The organism is Alteromonas sp. NFXS44 (genome assembly GCF_040148705.1).
Taxonomy (GTDB): Bacteria; Pseudomonadota; Gammaproteobacteria; order Enterobacterales; family Alteromonadaceae; genus Alteromonas.
Map to the genome: position 1 here is coordinate 158,531 of NZ_JAGDEA010000005.1, position 18,823 is coordinate 177,353.

The 18,823-nt window shown below is 48.3% G+C and carries 17 protein-coding genes; 12 read left to right on the plus strand and 5 right to left on the minus strand.

From position 1 onward, the window contains the following. Nucleotides 1–827: 827 nt before the first annotated feature. Both J3369_RS05925 and J3369_RS05930 read right to left on the minus strand, forming a co-directional pair. Nucleotides 828–1,130, minus strand: coding sequence for a DUF3301 domain-containing protein (locus J3369_RS05925; RefSeq protein ID WP_303574442.1), 303 nt, complete (start codon nucleotides 1,128–1,130; stop codon nucleotides 828–830). Nucleotides 1,131–1,133: 3 nt separating this feature from the next. Next, nucleotides 1,134–2,186, minus strand: a complete 1,053-nt coding sequence (locus tag J3369_RS05930; RefSeq protein ID WP_349584913.1) for a DUF3549 family protein — start codon at nucleotides 2,184–2,186, stop codon at nucleotides 1,134–1,136. A 109-nt stretch (nucleotides 2,187–2,295) separates the two neighbouring features. On the opposite strand from J3369_RS05930, the gene J3369_RS05935 reads away from it, so the two are divergent. Genes J3369_RS05935 through J3369_RS05945 form a run of 3 tightly spaced genes read left to right on the plus strand, consistent with a single transcriptional unit; the run spans nucleotide 2,296 to nucleotide 3,825 of the window. Next, entirely contained in the window at nucleotides 2,296–2,607 is a 312-nt protein-coding gene (locus J3369_RS05935; RefSeq protein ID WP_349584916.1) for a YqcC family protein, read from the plus strand. After that, nucleotides 2,582–3,355, plus strand: coding sequence for a pseudouridine synthase (locus tag J3369_RS05940; RefSeq protein WP_232373495.1), 774 nt, complete (start codon nucleotides 2,582–2,584; stop codon nucleotides 3,353–3,355). The genes J3369_RS05935 and J3369_RS05940 overlap by 26 nt, the downstream gene beginning before the upstream one ends. A 20-nt stretch (nucleotides 3,356–3,375) precedes the next feature. Further along, nucleotides 3,376–3,825 (plus strand): flavodoxin domain-containing protein, encoded by a 450-nt coding sequence (locus J3369_RS05945; protein ID WP_349584919.1) that lies wholly within the window; start codon nucleotides 3,376–3,378, stop codon nucleotides 3,823–3,825. A 100-nt stretch (nucleotides 3,826–3,925) separates the two neighbouring features. Here J3369_RS05945 and dapD read toward each other — a convergent pair whose 3' ends face one another. The 3 genes from dapD to map all read right to left on the minus strand — a co-directional run bounded on the left by dapD (nucleotide 3,926) and on the right by map (nucleotide 8,377). Further along, nucleotides 3,926–4,750 (minus strand): 2,3,4,5-tetrahydropyridine-2,6-dicarboxylate N-succinyltransferase, encoded by an 825-nt coding sequence (dapD, locus tag J3369_RS05950; protein ID WP_119500480.1) that lies wholly within the window; start codon nucleotides 4,748–4,750, stop codon nucleotides 3,926–3,928. Then, complete coding sequence (glnD, locus tag J3369_RS05955) at nucleotides 4,747–7,398, minus strand: [protein-PII] uridylyltransferase (protein ID WP_349584923.1); 2,652 nt, start codon at nucleotides 7,396–7,398, stop codon at nucleotides 4,747–4,749. The genes dapD and glnD overlap by 4 nt, the downstream gene beginning before the upstream one ends. Before the next feature lie 184 nt (nucleotides 7,399–7,582). Continuing rightward, nucleotides 7,583–8,377 carry a type I methionyl aminopeptidase gene (gene map, locus J3369_RS05960; RefSeq protein ID WP_303574437.1) on the minus strand — a complete coding sequence of 265 codons (795 nt, stop codon included), beginning with the start codon at nucleotides 8,375–8,377 and terminating at the stop codon, nucleotides 7,583–7,585. A 404-nt stretch (nucleotides 8,378–8,781) separates the two neighbouring features. Between map and rpsB the strand changes: the two genes are divergently transcribed. From rpsB to bamA, 9 genes are all read left to right on the plus strand, one after another. Next, nucleotides 8,782–9,513 (plus strand): 30S ribosomal protein S2, encoded by a 732-nt coding sequence (gene rpsB, locus J3369_RS05965; protein ID WP_349584927.1) that lies wholly within the window; start codon nucleotides 8,782–8,784, stop codon nucleotides 9,511–9,513. Nucleotides 9,514–9,641: 128 nt separating this feature from the next. After that, nucleotides 9,642–10,514 (plus strand): translation elongation factor Ts, encoded by an 873-nt coding sequence (gene tsf, locus J3369_RS05970; protein ID WP_349584930.1) that lies wholly within the window; start codon nucleotides 9,642–9,644, stop codon nucleotides 10,512–10,514. Between the two features lie 193 nt (nucleotides 10,515–10,707). Further along, nucleotides 10,708–11,448, plus strand: coding sequence for a UMP kinase (gene pyrH / locus J3369_RS05975; protein ID WP_119500486.1), 741 nt, complete (start codon nucleotides 10,708–10,710; stop codon nucleotides 11,446–11,448). Nucleotides 11,449–11,464: 16 nt separating this feature from the next. Beyond that, the gene (frr, locus tag J3369_RS05980; RefSeq protein WP_119500487.1) at nucleotides 11,465–12,022 is read left to right on the plus strand and encodes a ribosome recycling factor; all 558 of its coding nucleotides are present in this window, start codon (nucleotides 11,465–11,467) and stop codon (nucleotides 12,020–12,022) included. Nucleotides 12,023–12,031: 9 nt separating this feature from the next. Then, complete coding sequence (gene uppS, locus J3369_RS05985; RefSeq protein WP_349584935.1) at nucleotides 12,032–12,811, plus strand: polyprenyl diphosphate synthase; 780 nt, start codon at nucleotides 12,032–12,034, stop codon at nucleotides 12,809–12,811. Between the two features lie 53 nt (nucleotides 12,812–12,864). Next, complete coding sequence (locus J3369_RS05990) at nucleotides 12,865–13,728, plus strand: phosphatidate cytidylyltransferase (RefSeq protein WP_349584938.1); 864 nt, start codon at nucleotides 12,865–12,867, stop codon at nucleotides 13,726–13,728. Continuing rightward, complete coding sequence (ispC, locus tag J3369_RS05995; RefSeq protein ID WP_303574433.1) at nucleotides 13,728–14,909, plus strand: 1-deoxy-D-xylulose-5-phosphate reductoisomerase; 1,182 nt, start codon at nucleotides 13,728–13,730, stop codon at nucleotides 14,907–14,909. The genes J3369_RS05990 and ispC overlap by 1 nt, the downstream gene beginning before the upstream one ends. After that, complete coding sequence (gene rseP, locus J3369_RS06000; protein WP_349584942.1) at nucleotides 14,909–16,264, plus strand: sigma E protease regulator RseP; 1,356 nt, start codon at nucleotides 14,909–14,911, stop codon at nucleotides 16,262–16,264. The genes ispC and rseP overlap by 1 nt, the downstream gene beginning before the upstream one ends. 57 nt (nucleotides 16,265–16,321) lie before the next feature. Further along, complete coding sequence (gene bamA / locus J3369_RS06005; RefSeq protein WP_349584945.1) at nucleotides 16,322–18,799, plus strand: outer membrane protein assembly factor BamA; 2,478 nt, start codon at nucleotides 16,322–16,324, stop codon at nucleotides 18,797–18,799. The last annotated feature ends 24 nt before the right edge of the window (nucleotides 18,800–18,823 follow it).

Consider the following 18,823-nt stretch of genomic DNA (forward strand, 5'->3'; position numbering starts at 1 on the left):
TGTTTTGAAAGCGTAACCTGATGGTTGCGCTTTTTTTCATCACTATTCTGCTACCGGTGTTTTTTCGCAGAATTCCGCTGGTAGACATTACCCAAAAGTTTGTAAGACATGTCTTACAAAAGTGTAGGACTTTGAAGTTTTTTTTATGACGCTTTTATTATACCAAAGTATAAAGTTACTGTTTTTGTTGGACTTTTTGATAATGCCGGTAATGACAGATTTATGACGGTGAAAATAATTGAAAAAAGCATGTAGCACAGATCTTCAGGATCAGTACTATTAATCATGTCACAGGGAAACACGACGAGTCAGGGATGAACTTTACGACACTCATGGATGAACTGCGGACAACCGAAGGAACGGAATACTGACTCAGGAAGAGCCAGTTTTCAGGAGAACGGAAAAGGGATACGGTCAGGATGACCGTCAGGGACAACTTCAGGATGAAGAACACCACGGGGATTGTGGTAACAAGGACATTGGAAGCGCGAAGGAAAGCGCATCAGGGACAACCTCAGGAACGGGGATTACCACTGCACGGATGAGTGGTTAATATGGATTAAGGGATAAGGATAGCGTTCATGATGAACGCAATGGACAACTTCAGGGATTGAAGAATGCTGCACGAAGGATGTGTAGTTACTACAGGAAAAATGGAAAGGGATCCGCTCACGGAACAGAGTGGCCTGCTCAGGATGATGCAGGAAAAGAAGGAAAGGGGCGCATACGGATTTTTACTGGACGGTGAAAGATGCAATGGATCGCAGAGAAGGACGCTCAAAATTCAGAAAAAGCGATAGCGTCTGGCTATCGCTTTTTTTGCGTTTTTATACGCGGTAAGGCGGTAATTGTGTTCTGAGTACCCGTTTTCCCACCATTTCCATTTCTCCTGTATATCTGTCTTCTCCGTTTCCGGAAAATTCAAACTCAAATCGTGAATGCCAGTCTGGCTTAGCATACTTGAAAGTCAGTCGTGTTGAGCGACGGGCCAGTGTCAGTAGCTGGAGATGATGCGTATCGCAGTAACGGCGCGCGTGTTCAAATGCCGCCTCTGAAATGCTGCGGATCCGCCAGAACTGAAAGCCCGCAAATCCAATCAGCAGAAATAAAGTTAATTCACCTAAAGTCATTGTTTACTGCTTCTGTGCCTGGTTAAACAACCGCCCGAAGGCCAGTTTCAGCTTTTCGGTGCACGTATCCGATCTCAACAGGGTCAGTACCTGTAATCTCAGCACCGGTAACTGAACCAGGTCAGAGAAAAAGCCGCCAAATACTGCGCCTTGCCTGTTTTCTTTATCATCCACAGCGGCAGCATTTTCAAAAAAGCGAACAAGAAGGGTTTCATCGAGCTGCGCATAGTGGCGGCCGGCAATCACGCTGAGCAGATGAATATCTGCCTGTTCCCCGTTCAGTAAATCTGTCAACAGTGCTGTGACAGTTTCATCGGCTGTTTCGCTGGCCAGCGCCCGCAGTGCGGCCAGACCCGTTACCGGGTTTTCAATCAGCGTTTCCCGACAGTAAACGGCAATGGCTTGTTTCAATGTTGGCGCCAGGTCAACGGGTTCACAATTCTCCATCAGTGTCTTGACAAAATCCTGCTGAAAAAGTGACAGGTTGGTTATCACAGCGGTGACAGCGTCATCTGATGTCAGCGTAGTGGCATAATCGGCAATGGCCTGTACAGAGAGTTCCCGCCAGTCACTGACTGCCGGGGCTTTTACATACTGCGCAACTTTATCTGTGCCCGGCGCCGCTGGCAGGCCGAGCATATTTCGGGTCAGGGCGTTGAACTGCGCCATCTGCGACTGCACCGGCACAAAAGAGTAAGGATTATCCGGCAATGTATCCTGCTTTTCATTTTCCGGACTGCTACCGAGCACATCGACAATAATTTGCAAAAAATGATTACGGGCGGCCATGACCAGTAAACCCCGCTCATCAACCGGGAACTTCAGAAACCAGATATAGTGATGTTTTACCAGCTTGCCCGACCAGAAAACAATGCCAAACCAGGCGTGTTGCTGGCGTGGTCTGGGGCAGGGGCGCATGCCGCTTTCCATCTCAAGGAATTGCTGTGTGTCCAGAGGGTGTACACCGCGGCCTAAATCAAACAATTGAAAGTCCGTTCCTGCGTGAAGCAGAAATTCGCTGAGTGTTTGAATAGATTGGGCTGACTGACCGGACATACTGAACTGCTCCACCTGAAAACAAAGGCGCTATGATAACGGTGTGCCGGGGCTTTTACTACCGTAACAGTGACTCTATAATGGCCGCTTTTCATCATAAAGAGCCGTTATGTCACAGGTTGAACACATTGGTCTGTTACTGAAAGATTTGGAAACAGTCCTTAAAGCTGGTGGCTACTGGTCGTCAACAGCACCGGCGCCGGAAGCGTTGCAAAGTACGCAGCCCTTCGCCCGCGATACGCTGGCCTATGAAGCATGGCTGCAATTTATTTTTATTCCCCGTTTTCAGCAATTAATCGCGGAAAGAAAATCTTTACCCGCCAATATGGCTTTACTGCCTATGGCCCAGATTGCGTTGCCGGGCGAGGTGGATTTGCATCTGGTACTACAGCAACTTGACGAGGTTGTTTGTGGTGAGTGAAGCGGGATTGATAACCGGTCATCAGCCAGTGAAGATTTTATATCGGGATGATCACATTGTTGCCATGGACAAGCCTCCGGGTTTGCTGGTTCACCGCAGCCCGATAGATAAGCGGGAAACTGAATTTGCCGTTCAGAAATTACGGGATACTGTGGGGCAGCACGTTTATCCGGTTCACCGTCTGGACCGGCCTACTTCCGGTGTACTGGTATTTGCATTTAACGGACAGATCGCCAGTCAGCTGGGGCAGGCAATGATGGGCAAACAGATCCGTAAAGGCTATCTGGCCCTGGTGCGCGGATGGATGAACGGCTGTGGTTTAATCGATTATGCCCTTACATTTAAACGGGACAAGTTTGCCGATGCTCACCGGGCAGAAGACGTAGCCCCGCAGCATGCAGTAACTGAATACACGGTTATGAAAAAATTCAGTGTACCTGTGCCGGTGGGAAGATATGATTCTGCGCGTTATTCGCTGGTGGCGCTGAGGCCGTTTACCGGACGCAAACATCAATTGCGCAGACACCTTGTTCATTTACGCCACCCCATCATCGGTGACACCTCACACGGTGATGGCAAACAAAATAAATTTGCACGGGAGCAGTTTGGTTTTAATCAATTAGCCCTTACGTGTACTTTAATGCAATTTTCACATCCGGTGACGGGAAAAACCGTTACCATCAATACAACGCCTCATGCGCCTTTTGCCAGTATGCTCAGCAACCTGGCCGGGTACGAGGTGACTTAATGACTGATTAGAGGGCTGATATGACAGCATTAACCATTCTTGCCGGCAGTGTTTACGGAAATGCGCAGCATGCCGCAGAAACGGTAGCTGAATCCCTGAGTGCGCAAGGAATCGAGTGTCAGGTGTGCAGTGATCCGCAAGTTTCAGATGTGACTGACGCCGGTGCTTTACTGGTGATCACATCAACAACCGGACAGGGAGATGTGCCACCGAATCTGGAATTTGTATTTTCAGATTTAAAAGACCAGTTTCCGTTGCTCGACAGAAAACCTTTCGCTGTTTGTGCGTTAGGTGACAGCAGCTACGGAGATACGTATTGTGCAGCAGGACGCCAGTGGTTTGAATTGCTAAGCGAATTGCAAGGTAAAGCCGTGGCTGAGATGCTGGAGGTGGATGCCATTGAGTGCTTTGAGCCGGAAAAGCCGGTGCTTGCGTTTGTTGAATCCATCAAAGATGAACTGGTGGTGTAATCACCGTCAGTGGGTTTCTAGCAGGCAGCTATAACGAAATAAGCGCAGCCGGGTCAGTTCATATTTCCGGCAGCGCTTTTTATTTATGTGATCCGCAGAATTATTCTACGCCACGGAGCAGGGCGTTGATGCCTACTTTTGCACGGGTTTTTGCGTCAACTTTCTTCACGATGACCGCTGCATACAGGCTGTGAGAGCCATCTTTAGAAGGCAGAGAGCCTGAAACCACAACTGAACCTGCCGGTACGCGACCATAAGTGATTTCGCCGGTTTCACGGTCATAAATGCGGGTGCTCTGGGAGATGTAAACGCCCATAGAAATTACTGCGCCTTCTTCTACGATCACGCCTTCAACGATTTCAGAACGTGCACCGATAAAGCAGTTATCTTCAATAATCGTCGGGTTGGCCTGCAGTGGCTCCAGTACACCACCAATGCCTACGCCGCCTGACAGGTGAACATTTTTACCGATCTGTGCACACGAGCCAACAGTTGCCCACGTATCTACCATGGTACCTTCATCAACAAATGCGCCGATGTTTACGTAAGAAGGCATCACAACCACATTCTTACCGACAAATGAACCGGTACGTACTGCAGCCGGTGGCACAACACGTACGCCTTCCGCGGCAAATTGTTCAGCAGTGTAGCCGGTATATTTTAAAGGTACTTTATCGAAGTATGTGGTTTCAGCACCATCGATAATGTCATTGTTGTGAAGACGGAAGTACAGTAATACCGCTTTTTTCAGCCATTGATGAACAACCCACTCACCGGCAATTTTTTCCGCTACGCGGGCTTTACCGCTGTTCAGCATAGCGATAGCGTCTGCAACAGCTTGTCTTACTTCGTCCGGCGCAGAAGAGGGTGACAAAGCGTCACGGTTTTCAAACGCATCTTCAATGATGGATTTCAATTCAGTCATGATATGTTGATGTCTTCAAGTTGATCGAGTTTAAACAGGATTTGCTTTTTAAGGGCAACCTGCTGCTCCTGGGTTAATGATTTGCCAGCGTCGTTGCTGACAATAAAAATATCTTCGGCACGTTCCCCGATGGTGGCAATTTTTGCCAGTTTCAGCACCACGCTTTTATCCACGAATGCATGGCCAATTTTAGCCAGAATCCCGGGGGCGTCCAGCGCTTCCAGTTCTATCAGTGTGCTTTCATCATTTAATGTAAAAAAGCGGACTTTCGTGGGGACATCCAGCTGACGCATCTGGCGGGAAAGTTTGCGCTTGTTGTCATGGGCCCGGCCCGGTTTTTCCAGTTGAGAAAGAATGGCATTCTCCAGACTCTTCGTACGGTTTTCACCGCTTAATCTGGAACCGTCATTTTCCAGCACCAGAATGCTGTCAAACACATAGCCGTCACGGGTGACTGTAATGTGAGCATCGTGAATTGAACAGTTTCTGCTGTCTATGACTGAGGCGACCTGAGCGAACAGCGCTTTTCGGTCCCGCCCGTAAATAAGAATTTCGGTGCCGCCTTTTGCGGAGTTGTCATTAGCCTTAACCACCAGAGCGTCCGGATTGTCTGCCAGTACGGATTTTTCCCCTTTTAAAATCTCCAGTGTATGCCAGGCAATCTGCGCCGGCTTGAAGCGCACGAAGTAATCGTCTTCCAGACGATCCCACAGCGACTGAATAACGTTTTCCGGCACGCCCTGCGCGTCCAGAATAATACGCGCTGTGTGTTTATGTTCTTTTACCCGGTCGTCCAGCGTGACCTGACATTGCAGACCATTATCCAGTGCCTTTTGGGTCATAAGATACAACTCTCTGAGCAGCGATGACTTCCAGTCGTTCCACAGGTTATCATTGGTGGCGCGGATATCCGCCAGAGTGAGTACATATAAAAGGTTCAGGTGGGTGTGGCTGCGCACGGCGGTGGCAAATTCGCTGATCACATCCGGATCATAAATATCACGACGCTGGGCAACCACTGACATCAGCAGGTGGTTTTCGACCAGCCATTCAATCAGCTCTGCATCTTTCGGCTTTATGCCATGTAATCCGGCAAACTTTGCCACATCTTCAGCGCCCAGTTCCGAGTGGTCGCCGCCACGGCCTTTCGCAATGTCGTGAAATACTGCAGCAATATAAATCAGCTCAGGTTTGTCCAGGTTACGGACAATTCTGCCGCACCGGGGGAATTCAATGTTTTCCGGCTGGAAGTAATGATTCACATTTTTCACCACACGGTGGGTGTGTTCATCAACCGTGTAGGCATGGAATAAATCGAATTGCATCATGCCGACAATTTTGTCCCATTCCGGTAGGTAACATTCCAGAATGCCGTACTGATGCATGATATCCCATGCGAAATCAAAAAAATGGGGATGGCGGAAAAGTAGCATCAGCCGTTCCCGGCAACCTTCCCGTTCCACGTAGTAGTTATTTTCAAACTTTCTGCGGACGTTCCTGAGCTGGCGGATGGTATCAGTGTCCAGTCCCTGTACCGCAGGGGTGTCGGCTACGACTTTGAGAAAATCCAGCACAGCTTCCGGGCAATCAAATACACCGGAGCGGGTAGGGGATATCATTCCGTCCAGGAGTTTGAAGTCTGCGTTAACCGGCGTTTCAGACTGTACACTCTGATTCAGCATATCGTAGCGGAACCGTTGCAGCAGCATTTTATTCAGTTCACTCACACGGCGGATAATGCGGAAAAAGTCACGCATCATTTTTTCTACTGATGCTTTTCCGTCGCGGCCGTAACCCAGTTTTTCTGCTACATCCGGCTGGTAATCAAACAGTAAGCGGTTTTCACTGCGTCCGGCTACAAGGTGCAGAGCAAAACGCATACGCCAGAGGTGCATGCGGCAGCTTATCAGTTCGCCATGTTCTTCTTCAGTAAAATAACCGTGTCCAACCAGATTAAAGCCGTCATATTCTTTGAAATGCTTTTTCGCGACCCAGCCGATGGATTGAATATCACGCAAACAACCCGGGTTCTCTTTAATATTAGGCTCAAGGTTGTAAGACGTGCCATTGAATTTGGCATGACGGGCCATTTGCTCGTCGTACTTTGCTTTGAAAAAGTCTTTCGATGAAAGGGCTTTGCGGCTGTTCAGCTTATCCCACAGTGTTTCAAACACATCCATATCACCGGTGAGCAGGCGGCTCTCCACAAGATTTGTGGTAATCGTGATATCTTCTTTTGCAAGTTGCAGTGTTTCTTTCACTGTTCGGACAGACTGACCCACGTCCAGTTTGATATCCCATAACAGCGTGATGAACTGACTGATGCGCTCCTGCACATCTTTATTGAGCTTTTTGTGGCTGACAATTAATAAGTCAATGTCTGAATGTGGCTGCAGATGACCGCGGCCATATCCTCCCACCGCACAAAGCGCCAGGCCGGATACAACATCCAGACCCATCAGTTGCCAGAGGTGGGCAAGCATGGCATCCACAAACTTCGCACGGCCGGTGACCAGTTGATCCACCGGTGTCGTATCAAACGCACTTTCGAGCCACTGGTTAGAAGCGGTAATACACGCTTTGATACCTGCGATATCTTCAGCAGAGGTGATGGTTTCGGCCTGTTCGATTAGTCTTGGTAAGCTCAAAATGTGCCTTTTATTACTTCAGAAAGGAAAAATCTGGCGAACAATAACACGAAACGTCATATTTTCGCATTATGCAAAGGTGATGAAAATGAGCTAAAAAGTGAATAATTAGTCGAAAAAGTTATAACTAAGGGAGAAGGACAGGCGCCGGGATACGCCTGTCGGAAAAACTCACCGGCCGGAATTAACTGTGGCTGATGACTCTGGGCAAATCTTCTTCTTCACGCAGCGTCAGTACTTCAACACCGTCTTCAGTAACCAGCAAAGTATGCTCCCACTGGGCGCTCAGGCTGCGGTCTTTCGTTACCACAGTCCATTGATCCGGCAGTACTTTTGAGTGGCGCTTACCGGCATTTACCATGGGTTCGATTGTGAAGCACATACCCGGAACCAGTTCATCACCCGTGCCCGGACGGCCATAGTGCACAATCTGAGGTTCTTCATGGAAACCTGCACCAATACCGTGTCCGCAGTACTCACGGACGATAGAATAATTATGCGATTCGGCGTGTGTCTGGCAAAGGTGACCAATGTCCCCCAGACGCATGCCGGGCTTTACCTGCCTGATGGCGTTATATAAACACTCCTGCGTTACCCGCACCAGGCGTTCAGCGAGAATGGCGGGCTTACCGACGATAAACATCTTTGAGGTATCGCCGTGGTAACCGTCTTTTATCACGGTTACGTCAATATTAATGATATCGCCGTCTTTAAGTTTTTTATCCGACGGGATGCCATGACAAATACAATGGTTTACCGACGTACAAATAGATTTTGGAAAGGGCGGATGACCATAGTTTAATGGTGCCGGAATCGCTTGTTGCTCATTGACAATATAGTCGTGGCATAAGGTATTCAGTTCGTCAGTGGTTACACCTTTCTTCACATGCGGTGTAATCATCGTCAGCACATCTGCGGCGAGTTTGCCGGCAACGCGCATTTTTTCAATTTCTTCAGCGGTTTTAATAATAGCAGCCACTGTACCCTCGATTATTGATAACAGAGAAAACGGGAATGCGCCGAAAATGTGTTTAGTCTGATGATATACCTGACTCAGGTATTTGAAGTTATCACAAAGTAAAACGGCAGGCGCATGATTGCTATTATGGTAACGTCTGACAGCGCAACTGTATAGTCATCCTGTATTTTGACAGCCTCAGATGACGTTAAAACTTGAGCATGGAGGCCTGTTGTGGTATAAAGCGCCCGCGATTTGTGAGAGTCGGAAAAACACTGTTTATCCGGACCGCAATATTCGTAAATTAACTTTTTAAATAACACACATATACCGACACTTGTCATCGGGGTGTCTGCAAGGTCTTCACAGATTGCGCGGATCGATGGAAGGGGTATATGGAGGCCTAACCCCAAGAGGAAAATATCATGGCTAACGTATCAATGCGTGACATGCTGAAAGCCGGTGTGCATTTCGGTCACCAAACCCGCTACTGGAACCCTAAGATGAAGCCTTTCATCTTCGGTGCCCGTAACAAAGTTCATATCATCAACCTGGAAAAAACAGTACCTCTGTTCAACGAAGCGATGAACTACCTGTCTGGTGTTGCTTCCAAGAAAGGTAAAATCCTGTTTGTTGGTACTAAGCGTGCGGCTGGTGAAGCTGTAAAAGATGCAGCACAGAAATGTGATCAGTTCTACGTGAACAAGCGCTGGTTGGGCGGTATGCTGACTAACTGGAAAACAGTTCGCCAGTCTATCAAGCGTCTGAAAGATCTTGAGCAACAAGCACAAGACGGTACTTTCGACAAGCTGACCAAAAAAGAAGCGCTGATGCTGCAACGTGAAATGGACAAGCTGGAAGGCAGCCTGGGTGGTATCAAAGACATGGGCGGTCTGCCAGACGTGATCTTTGTTATCGATGCTGATCACGAGCACATCGCAATTACTGAAGCACGTAACTTGGGTATTCCTGTAGTTGGTGTTGTAGATACTAACTCTAACCCTGACGGTGTTGACTTTATCATTCCTGGTAACGACGACGCTATCCGTGCAATCCAGCTGTATCTTAATGCCGCTGCAGATTCAGTAAACAAAGGTCGCGAAAGCAACCTTGAAGTTCAGGCTGAGCAAGACGACTTCGTAGAAGCCGCTGAGTAATCAGTTCTGTCCGGTGACAGTGGTTATGACATTGACATGCCACTGTCATCAAAAATACCGAATATCTTAAGAGGGGCACCAATAGCCCCTTTTCCCTTATTAAATGTTTAATGCTGAGGAATTGAAAAATGGCAGTGACTGCAGCACTTGTTAAAGAACTGCGTGAGCGTACCGGCGCAGGTATGATGGATTGTAAAAACGCATTGGTTGAAGCCAATGGTGACATCGAGCTGGCCATCGAAAACATGCGTAAGTCTGGTCAGGCAAAAGCCGCTAAGAAAGCTGGCCGTATCGCCGCTGAAGGTGTGATCCTGACTCAGGTTGAAGGCAACCGCGCTACCATGATGGAAGTAAACTGTGAAACTGACTTCGTTGCCCGTGATGAAGGCTTCCTGAGCTTCGGTAACAAAATTCTGGCAGTGGCTCACGCAGGTAACATCAACTCAGTTGAAGAGCTGAACGAAGCTGAATTAGACGGCGCGAAAGTTATCGAAGTACGTGACGCGTTAGTTGCTAAAATCGGTGAAAACATTTCTCCTCGTCGCGTTATCAACGTTGAAGGCGACAACCTGGGTGCATACGTGCACGGCGGTCGTATCGGCGTAATCGCTATCTTAAACGGTGGCGACGAAGAACTGGCTAAAGACGTAGCAATGCACGTTGCAGCGGCAAGCCCTCAGTTCGTTAAGCCTGAGCAAGTTCCAGCTGAAGTAGTAGAAAAAGAGAAAGAAATCCAGGTTGAACTGGCTATCCAGTCTGGTAAGCCTGCTGATATCGCAGAAAAAATGGTTGCTGGCCGTATGAAGAAATTCACCGGCGAAATCAGCCTGACAGGTCAGCCTTTCGTTAAAGATCCTTCTGTTTCTGTTGGTGAACTGCTGAAGAGCAAAGGCGCTGACGTTGTTAACTTCATCCGTTTTGAAGTGGGTGAAGGTATCGAGAAGAAAACAGAAGACTTCGCAGCAGAAGTTGCGGCGCAAATGGCGGCAGCGAAGAAATAATTCTGCGTTTCGCTTTTTCATTCGGCCAATGTCGGATACACTACAGAGCACCTCTTCGGGGGTGCTTTTTTATGAGTGAGGCAATCAACTGCCTGACAGTAAAAATATCGCTTGTAACGAGTCGGCTTGCGTCATTTCTTGTTATGTATAACGAGGCATGAGCCAAGCCGAATTCATAAGGACTATTCAAACAATGAGTATCACACCAAAATCAGCCTATCGACGTATTTTGTTAAAACTCAGCGGTGAAGCGCTAATGGGTTCCGAAGGATTCGGTATCGACCCTAAAGTACTAGACCGTATGGCTCAGGAAATTAAAGAGCTGGTTGAATTAGGTGTACAGGTTGGCTTAGTTATCGGTGGCGGTAACCTGTTCCGTGGCGAAGGCCTGGCGAAAGCGGGAATGAACCGTGTAGTGGGTGACCACATGGGTATGTTAGCCACTGTCATGAACGGTCTGGCTATGCGTGATGCATTGCACCGTGCTTTTGTAAACGCCCGCCTGATGTCTGCTATTCCTTTAAATGGTGTTTGTGACGCCTACAACTGGGCAGAAGCTATCAGCTTATTAAAATCCGGTCGCGTTGTTATCTTCTCTGCAGGAACCGGTAATCCTTTCTTCACTACAGACTCTGCTGCCTGTCTGCGCGGCATTGAAATTGAAGCTGAAGCCGTATTGAAAGCCACTAAGGTAGACGGTGTATACAGCGACGACCCGGTAAAAAATCCTGACGCTACACTGTATGGCCAACTGTCTTATCAGGAAGTGCTGGAAAAAGAACTCAAAGTGATGGATTTATCTGCTTTCACTCTGGCACGTGATCACCGTATGCCTATCCGCGTATTCAACATGAACAAACCGGGCTGTCTGAAGCGGGTTGTCATGGGTGAGCAGGAAGGTACTCTGATCGACCATCCTGAAAATTTTAAGTAAGAAATAGGAAACAACTGTGATTGATGAAATTGAATTAGATGCGCAAGAGCGTATGGATAAAAGCATCAGTGCACTGAAAAGTCAGTTAAGCAAAATTCGTACAGGCCGTGCTCACCCGAGCCTGCTTGACGGCATCATGGTGCCTTACTACGGTGTGGATACGCCGCTGAAGCAAGTTGCGAACGTTGTCGCAGAAGACAGCCGCACGCTGGCGCTGAGTGTATTTGATAAAAGTGCTATTCAGGCTGTAGAGAAAGCTATCATGCAATCTGATCTGGGCCTCAACCCGATGAGTGCAGGGGCGTCGATTCGTATCCCGTTACCTCCGCTGACGGAAGAACGTCGTAAAGATCTTATCCGCGTTGTGCGTAACGAAGCGGAAGGTGGTCGTGTTGCTATCCGTAACATCCGCCGTGACGCAAACGGTGACATTAAAGATTTGCTGAAAGAAAAAGAAATCAGTGAAGATGAAAGCCGCGCTGCGGAAGAAAACATTCAGTCTCTGACGAATGATTTCATTAAAAAAGTGGATGCCATGCTGGCAGACAAAGAAAAAGAACTGATGGAAATTTAAAAAGTTACTATGTTAGGAATGCGGTCTAACACAGCGCCTGAAACCACTGAGACCCCGGTCAATGTACCGGGTCCTCAGCATGTTGCGATTATCATGGACGGAAACGGTCGGTGGGCGCAAAAGAAAGGCAAAATCAGAACGTTTGGCCATAAAGCCGGCGTGGAATCTGTCCGGGCAGTTGTGCGTTTTGCCCGTCAGAACAGTATTCAGTCATTAACGCTTTTCGCGTTTTCCAGTGAAAACTGGAAACGTCCGGAAGAAGAAGTGTCTGTATTGATGGAGCTTTTTAATCTTGTTTTGAATAATGAAGCTAAGCGATTACATAAAAACGGTGTACGTTTAAAAGTGATCGGTGACGTTTCAGCTTTTGATGATAAATTGAAAGATAAGATCCGCAAAGCAGAAGAAATGACTGCTGACAATAAGGATCTTGTTCTCAATATTGCTGCCAATTATGGTGGCCGCTGGGATATCGTTAATGCGGCGCGGGAGTTATCTCAGGCTGTAGCAGAAGGCTTGATGAGTGCTGCAGATATCACTGAAGAGGCTTTCGACGCAAAAATGTCAACAGCAGGGCTGCCGGAGTTGGATTTACTTATCCGCACAGGCGGTGAGCATCGCATCAGCAACTTTTTGCTGTGGCAATGTGCCTACGCTGAACTCTATTTTACTGACGTGTTATGGCCTGATTTTTCTGAAGATGTTTTTCAGCAGGCAGTCAATGATTTCAAACAACGCCAGCGCCGTTTCGGTCTTACGGGCGAACAGGTCAGCGTTCCACGGAACTGAAGCCTGCAACTAACGGCGGTGCCGGCACCGCCATCAGGAGCACATCGCCAATTATGCTAAAACAACGAATAATAACAGCATTAATTCTGGCGCCTCTGGCGCTGATAGCCATCCTTTTCTTACCGGTCTGGCAGTTCGAAGTTGCCATTGCCGGTGTTGTCGGGTTGGGTGCTTATGAGTGGGCGAATATGTCCGGCATCACAGCACGACCCCGCAAAGCCATGTTCGCTGCTTTTGTTTTTGCGCTGTGTCTGGTGCTGTCTTCCATTGTGGATGCTCAATACATCTGGCACCAGGGACAACTCCACGGGCTTTACCATTTCATCCTTGGCGTATCCGTTATCTGGTGGATGTTCTCCCTGTGGATGATCATTTTCTATCCCCGTTATTCTGCCTTCTGGCGGAACAATAACCTGATTCGTTTAGGCTTCGGCCTGCTGACCTTAATCCCGACCTGGGTTGCCGTTATCAGTCTCAGAACCAGTCTTCATGATGTTGACACCTTATATGGCTCATCGCTGATTTTCTATGTGCTCGGTATTGTCTGGGCGGCAGATATCGGCGCATTCTTCAGCGGCGTTAAATTCGGTCGCCATAAACTGCGGCCTAATGTGTCACCCGGCAAAACGCTGGAAGGTTTAATCGGTGGTATCGGTGCGTCTTTCGCTATTATCGCTTTTGCAGCATTACATTATCAGGTAGCAACAGACCGCATCTGGCTGCACTTGCTTATTGGTGGTATTACCGTGGCGGTATCTGCGCTGGGTGATTTGAACGAAAGCATGCTGAAGCGCTGTGCAGGCATTAAGGACAGCGGCAAATTACTGCCCGGACACGGTGGTATTCTTGACCGTATCGACAGTCTCACTGCGGCCTTTCCCGTATTTGCATTTTGCTATGTTACCTGGATGGCTTGATGCAGACAGTTACCATACTTGGCGCAACCGGCTCCATCGGTTGCAGTACCCTCGACGTTATCAACAGACACCCGGATAAATACCGGGTTTTCGCTGTTACCGGCAACAGTCAGCTTGAAAAGCTCATGCAGCAGGCAATCAGCTGCGCAGCACGTTACGTGGTAGTCGCAGATGATAATTTGTACGACGATGCGGTGAAGCTGGCGCAGTCGATGAAAGTCAGTTCTGAGATTCTTTGTGGCCCTAAGGCGCTGGAAGAAGTCGCCAGTGCACCGGAGGTGACTTCGGTGATGGCAGCCATTGTTGGCGCAGCAGGCTTATTACCAACCCTCGCAGCGGTAAAAGCAGGAAAACGTGTATTGCTGGCAAACAAAGAAGCGCTGGTTATGTCCGGTGCGCTTTTCATCGATGCCGCTAATCAGAGCGGGGCAGAAATTCTTCCCATAGACAGTGAACACAATGCCATATTCCAGTGTTTGCCTGAAGGATTTCGCTATGGTGAATTGCAGCAGGCAGGGATCAGTCAAATTTTGCTCACCGGTTCCGGCGGACCTTTCCGTCACCGCGATATCGACACCTTTCACACCATCACTATAGAGGAAGCCTGTCATCACCCGAACTGGTCCATGGGCCGGAAAATCACGGTGGACTCGGCGACCATGATGAATAAGGGACTGGAATTTATTGAAGCCTGCTGGTTATTCGGTGCTTCTTCAAAAGATATTACGGTGGTACTGCATCCTCAAAGTGTGATCCATTCCATGGTACAGTACACCGATGGTTCGGTGATTGCCCAGTTAGGCAACCCTGATATGCGTACGCCCATTGCTTATGGCCTCGCCTGGCCCGCACGTATTGATGCCGGTGTTGAACCGCTGGATTTTGCGAAAATGGCAAGCCTTACTTTTGAGTCACCCTGTTACGCGCGGTATCCTAATCTGAAACTGGCCATTGATGCCTGTGACAGCGGTCAGGCTGCCACAACGCGGCTTAATGCGGCCAACGAAATTGCCGTTGCCGCCTTTCTGGATGGCGCCATTGGTTTTACCGATATTGCAGCAATTAACGAGGAAACGTTAAACATAATGGAACCTGTAACGGTATCGTCACTCCAACAGATCCTTGAAGAAGACAGAATGGCGAGGGAAGTCGCCACAGAACTGGTACGGAGTAAGGTGTAGTGTTCACGTTTCTGTGGAGTTTAGGTTCATTCATAGTCGCACTGGGTATTTTAGTCGCGGTGCACGAGTGGGGACATTTTATTGTTGCCCGGATGTGTGGCGTGCATGTCGAGCGGTTTTCAATTGGCTTTGGTAAACCGTTCTGGACACGAAAAGATAAGAAGGGCACCGAATTTGCGGTAGCCGCTATACCGCTGGGCGGATATGTACGTATGCTCGACGAGCGTGTGGATGACGTGCCTGCGGAAAAGCGTCACCTGGCGTTCAATAACAAACCTGTTTTACAACGTATGGCAATTATTGCCGCTGGCCCCGGTGTAAATTTTATCTTTGCAGTGCTCGCATTGTATATGATGTTCCTGATTGGTCAGAATACAGTAAAGCCGGTGATTGGCGATATAACGCCGGACAGTTTTGCTGCGCAGGCTCAGTTAAAAGCCGGTGATGAAATCATTACAGTGGGTGGTCATGAGACGCCTGACTGGGAATCGGTAAATCTGGAATTGATTTCTGCGATTGGTACACCACAGGTGGGTATTACCGTGAAATCTGCACAAGGTGTGACCAGTCAGACGAATTTACATATCGCCGGCTGGAACTTTGACCCGGAAAAACAGTCTGCTTTAAACAGTTTGGGCATCGTACCTTTCAGACCTGAAATTACCACCGTAGTGGCATTCATTTCTGAAGACAGTCCTGCAGAGCAGGCGGGGTTACAGGTCGATGATGAACTGATTGTGCTGAATGGCGAAAAGATAGAAAACTGGATGTCTCTGGTTGACACTATTAAAGGGTTACCCGGTGAAACCGTCAGCATTACGTTAATGCGGGGCGGTCAGCAACAGACAGTTAGTGCTACAATAGCGCGCCGGGATACCCCTGACGGTCAGGATGGTTTCTTAGGGGTAAGCCCTAAAGCGGAGCCCTGGCCTGAAGGTTATGTATTTACTCATCAGTACGGTCCTGTCGAGGCCGTGGGTAAAGCACTGGATAAAACCTGGCGGCTGACTGCCGTCAGTGTGGAAATGCTCGGCAAGCTGGTTACCGGCGATGTATCGCTGAATAATCTCAGCGGACCAATTTCCATTGCGCAGGGCGCAGGTGTCAGTGCCGGATACGGACTGGCATACTTTTTAAGTTTTTTAGCGTTGATCAGTGTCAGTCTCGGCATTATCAATTTGTTGCCAATTCCCATGCTGGATGGCGGTCACTTGCTGTTTTATATCATCGAGTGGGCATCGGGCAAACCTGTACCGGAACATGTGCAGGAGTGGGGGTTTAAAATTGGCGGCGCACTGCTTTTCATGATGATGAGCATCGCCATATTTAACGATATTAGTCGCTTTGTTTCTTAGGGACAAAACGGCAGTTTTACATTAGAACAGCAAACGCGGCCAGGAATAAAAGAATAGATGAAGTTAAATCAGTTAGTAGCAGCCGGAATCATGGTTTCCAGTGCTAGCTTCGCCAATGCTGCAGCGTCTGACAGTGAATTCGTTGTTGAAGATATTAAAATTACCGGCCTGCAACGTGTGGCACTGGGTGCGGCACTGACCTATCTGCCTGTTCAGGTAGGCGACCGCCTTAACAGCTTCCGCATCACCCAGGCTATTCGCTCTCTTTATTCTTCTACTCACTTTGAGCGGGTAGAGGTATTACGCGACGGTAATACCCTTATCGTGAAAGTGTCAGAGCGTCCGACTATCAGTAACATTATCTTTGAAGGTAACGATGACATCAAAGATGAGCAATTACAGGAGAGTCTGGATGGTAACGGGATCCGTGTGGGCGAGCCACTGGATAAAACCGTGTTGACGTCAATTGAAAATGGCCTCAAAGACTTCTTCTACAGCATTGGTAAATACAATGCTGATGTGTCTGCTATTGTGACACCGTTGCCCCGTAACCGTGTTGATTTGAAACTGCTGTTCGAAGAAGGCGATGCCGCTGAAATCCAGCAAATTAATATCGTCGGTAACTCAGTATTTTCTGATGAAGAACTGATGCAGGACCTTGAACTGCAGTTTGACACACCCTGGTGGGATTTTCTGTCTGAAACCCGCTACCAGCAGCAAACCCTGCAAGGGGATATGGAAACCTTAAGAAGCCATTATATGGACCGTGGTTACCTGCGTTTCAATATTGATTCTACGCAAGTTTCCATGACGCCGGAAAAAGACGGCATCTACGTTGCGATGAATGTCACCGAAGGTGAGCAATACACTATCTCTGATGTGGAGCTCGTCGGCGATTTGCTGGGTAACGAAGAGTATATCGAGCGGGTGCTGCCGCTGACTGTTGGCGAGCTTTACAGTCAGGCTGAAGTTACTTATACCGAAGAATTTATCAGTAAATATCTGGGCCGTTTTGGTTACGCTTATCCGACAGTGACCACGGTGCCGGAAATTAACGACGAAGATAAAACAGTTAAACTGACCCTGTCGGTCGATCCGGGTAAACGTATCTATGTACGTCGTATAAATTTCGAAGGTAACTCTGTTACGTCTGATAATGTATTACGTCATAACGTTAACCAGATGGAAGGCACGTGGCTGTCGAATTCACTGCTGGAAAGCTCAAAAGCGCAGCTTTCCCGTCTGACTTACATGGAAGAGGTTGAGTTCGAAACTAATCGTCTGCCAGGTATTGATGATCAGGTTGATGTGGACTTCTCAGTGAAGGAACAACCTTCAGGTTCGTTTAACGCCGGTATCGGTTATGGTGACAGAACGAAGCTGAGTCTGAATGCCGGTATTCAGCAAAATAACTTCCTGGGTACAGGTAAGCAGGTGGGTCTGAACATCAGTACGGTATCGTATCAGCGTTCAGCTCAAATTACCTATAACGACCCCTATTTCACCATCGACGGTATCAGTCTGGGTGGTAGCATCGGTTACAGCGAGTTCGACGGTTCTGACTTTAACGTTATCCAGTACAACTCTAAGCGTTGGTCAGTGGGCGCTAACGTTGGTTATCCAATCAACGAAGTTAACCGTATTAACTTCGGTATTACTTACTCCAGTGTGGAGTTATATAACACCGGTTACTACGAGCAGACTGAGCAGTTTTATAACCAGTTCCGCGATTCCGCCGATCCGGAAGCACCTATTAACTATGACAGCTTCCAGGCCAGTGTGGCGTGGAGCCGCAGTACACTGAACCGTGGTCTGTTCCCGACAGCCGGTTCATCACAACGTGCGAGTTTCAGTATTACTACGCCGAACTCTGACGTGAATTACTTTAAAACTGTATTCGATACCAAGTTCTATTTCCCGCTGTCTCGTAATCAGCGCTGGTCAGTACTGGCACGTCTGCGTTTAGGTTACGGTAACGGTTACGGCGACATTAACGGTAACGAGCAGATCCTGCCGTTTACGGAAAACTTCACGGCCGGTGGTGCAGATACGCTGCGTGGCTTTGAAAATAACACCGTGGGCCCCCGTGGAGTGATCAGACGTAATTATAATACGGTGACTGGTCCTGACGGAGAGGTGTATCCCGGCGATGCAGCTGATGATAGTATTCAGATTTCCAGCCGGAGCCTGGGTGGTAACGCCATGGCACTGGGTGGCATCGAATTAATCGTTCCAACACCATTTGTGGATGTGGAATACGATAATTCAGTACGTACCAGTGTGTTCCTCGACGTAGGTAACGTGTGGGATACTGAATTCGACTACGATAAGTACAAAAACTTAGACCAGATCAACTCATCGTACGGTAAGTTGTTGGACTATTCCGACTGGACACAGTATCGTAGTTCCGCCGGTATTTCTGTACAATGGATTTCACCGATGGGACCTATGGTATTCAGCTTCTCGCGTGCTATTCAGGAACGCGATGGTGATGATGCCAAGTTCTTTACGTTTAATATCGGTCAAACATTCTAATACTAATCCGGCAGTGAACCGGGC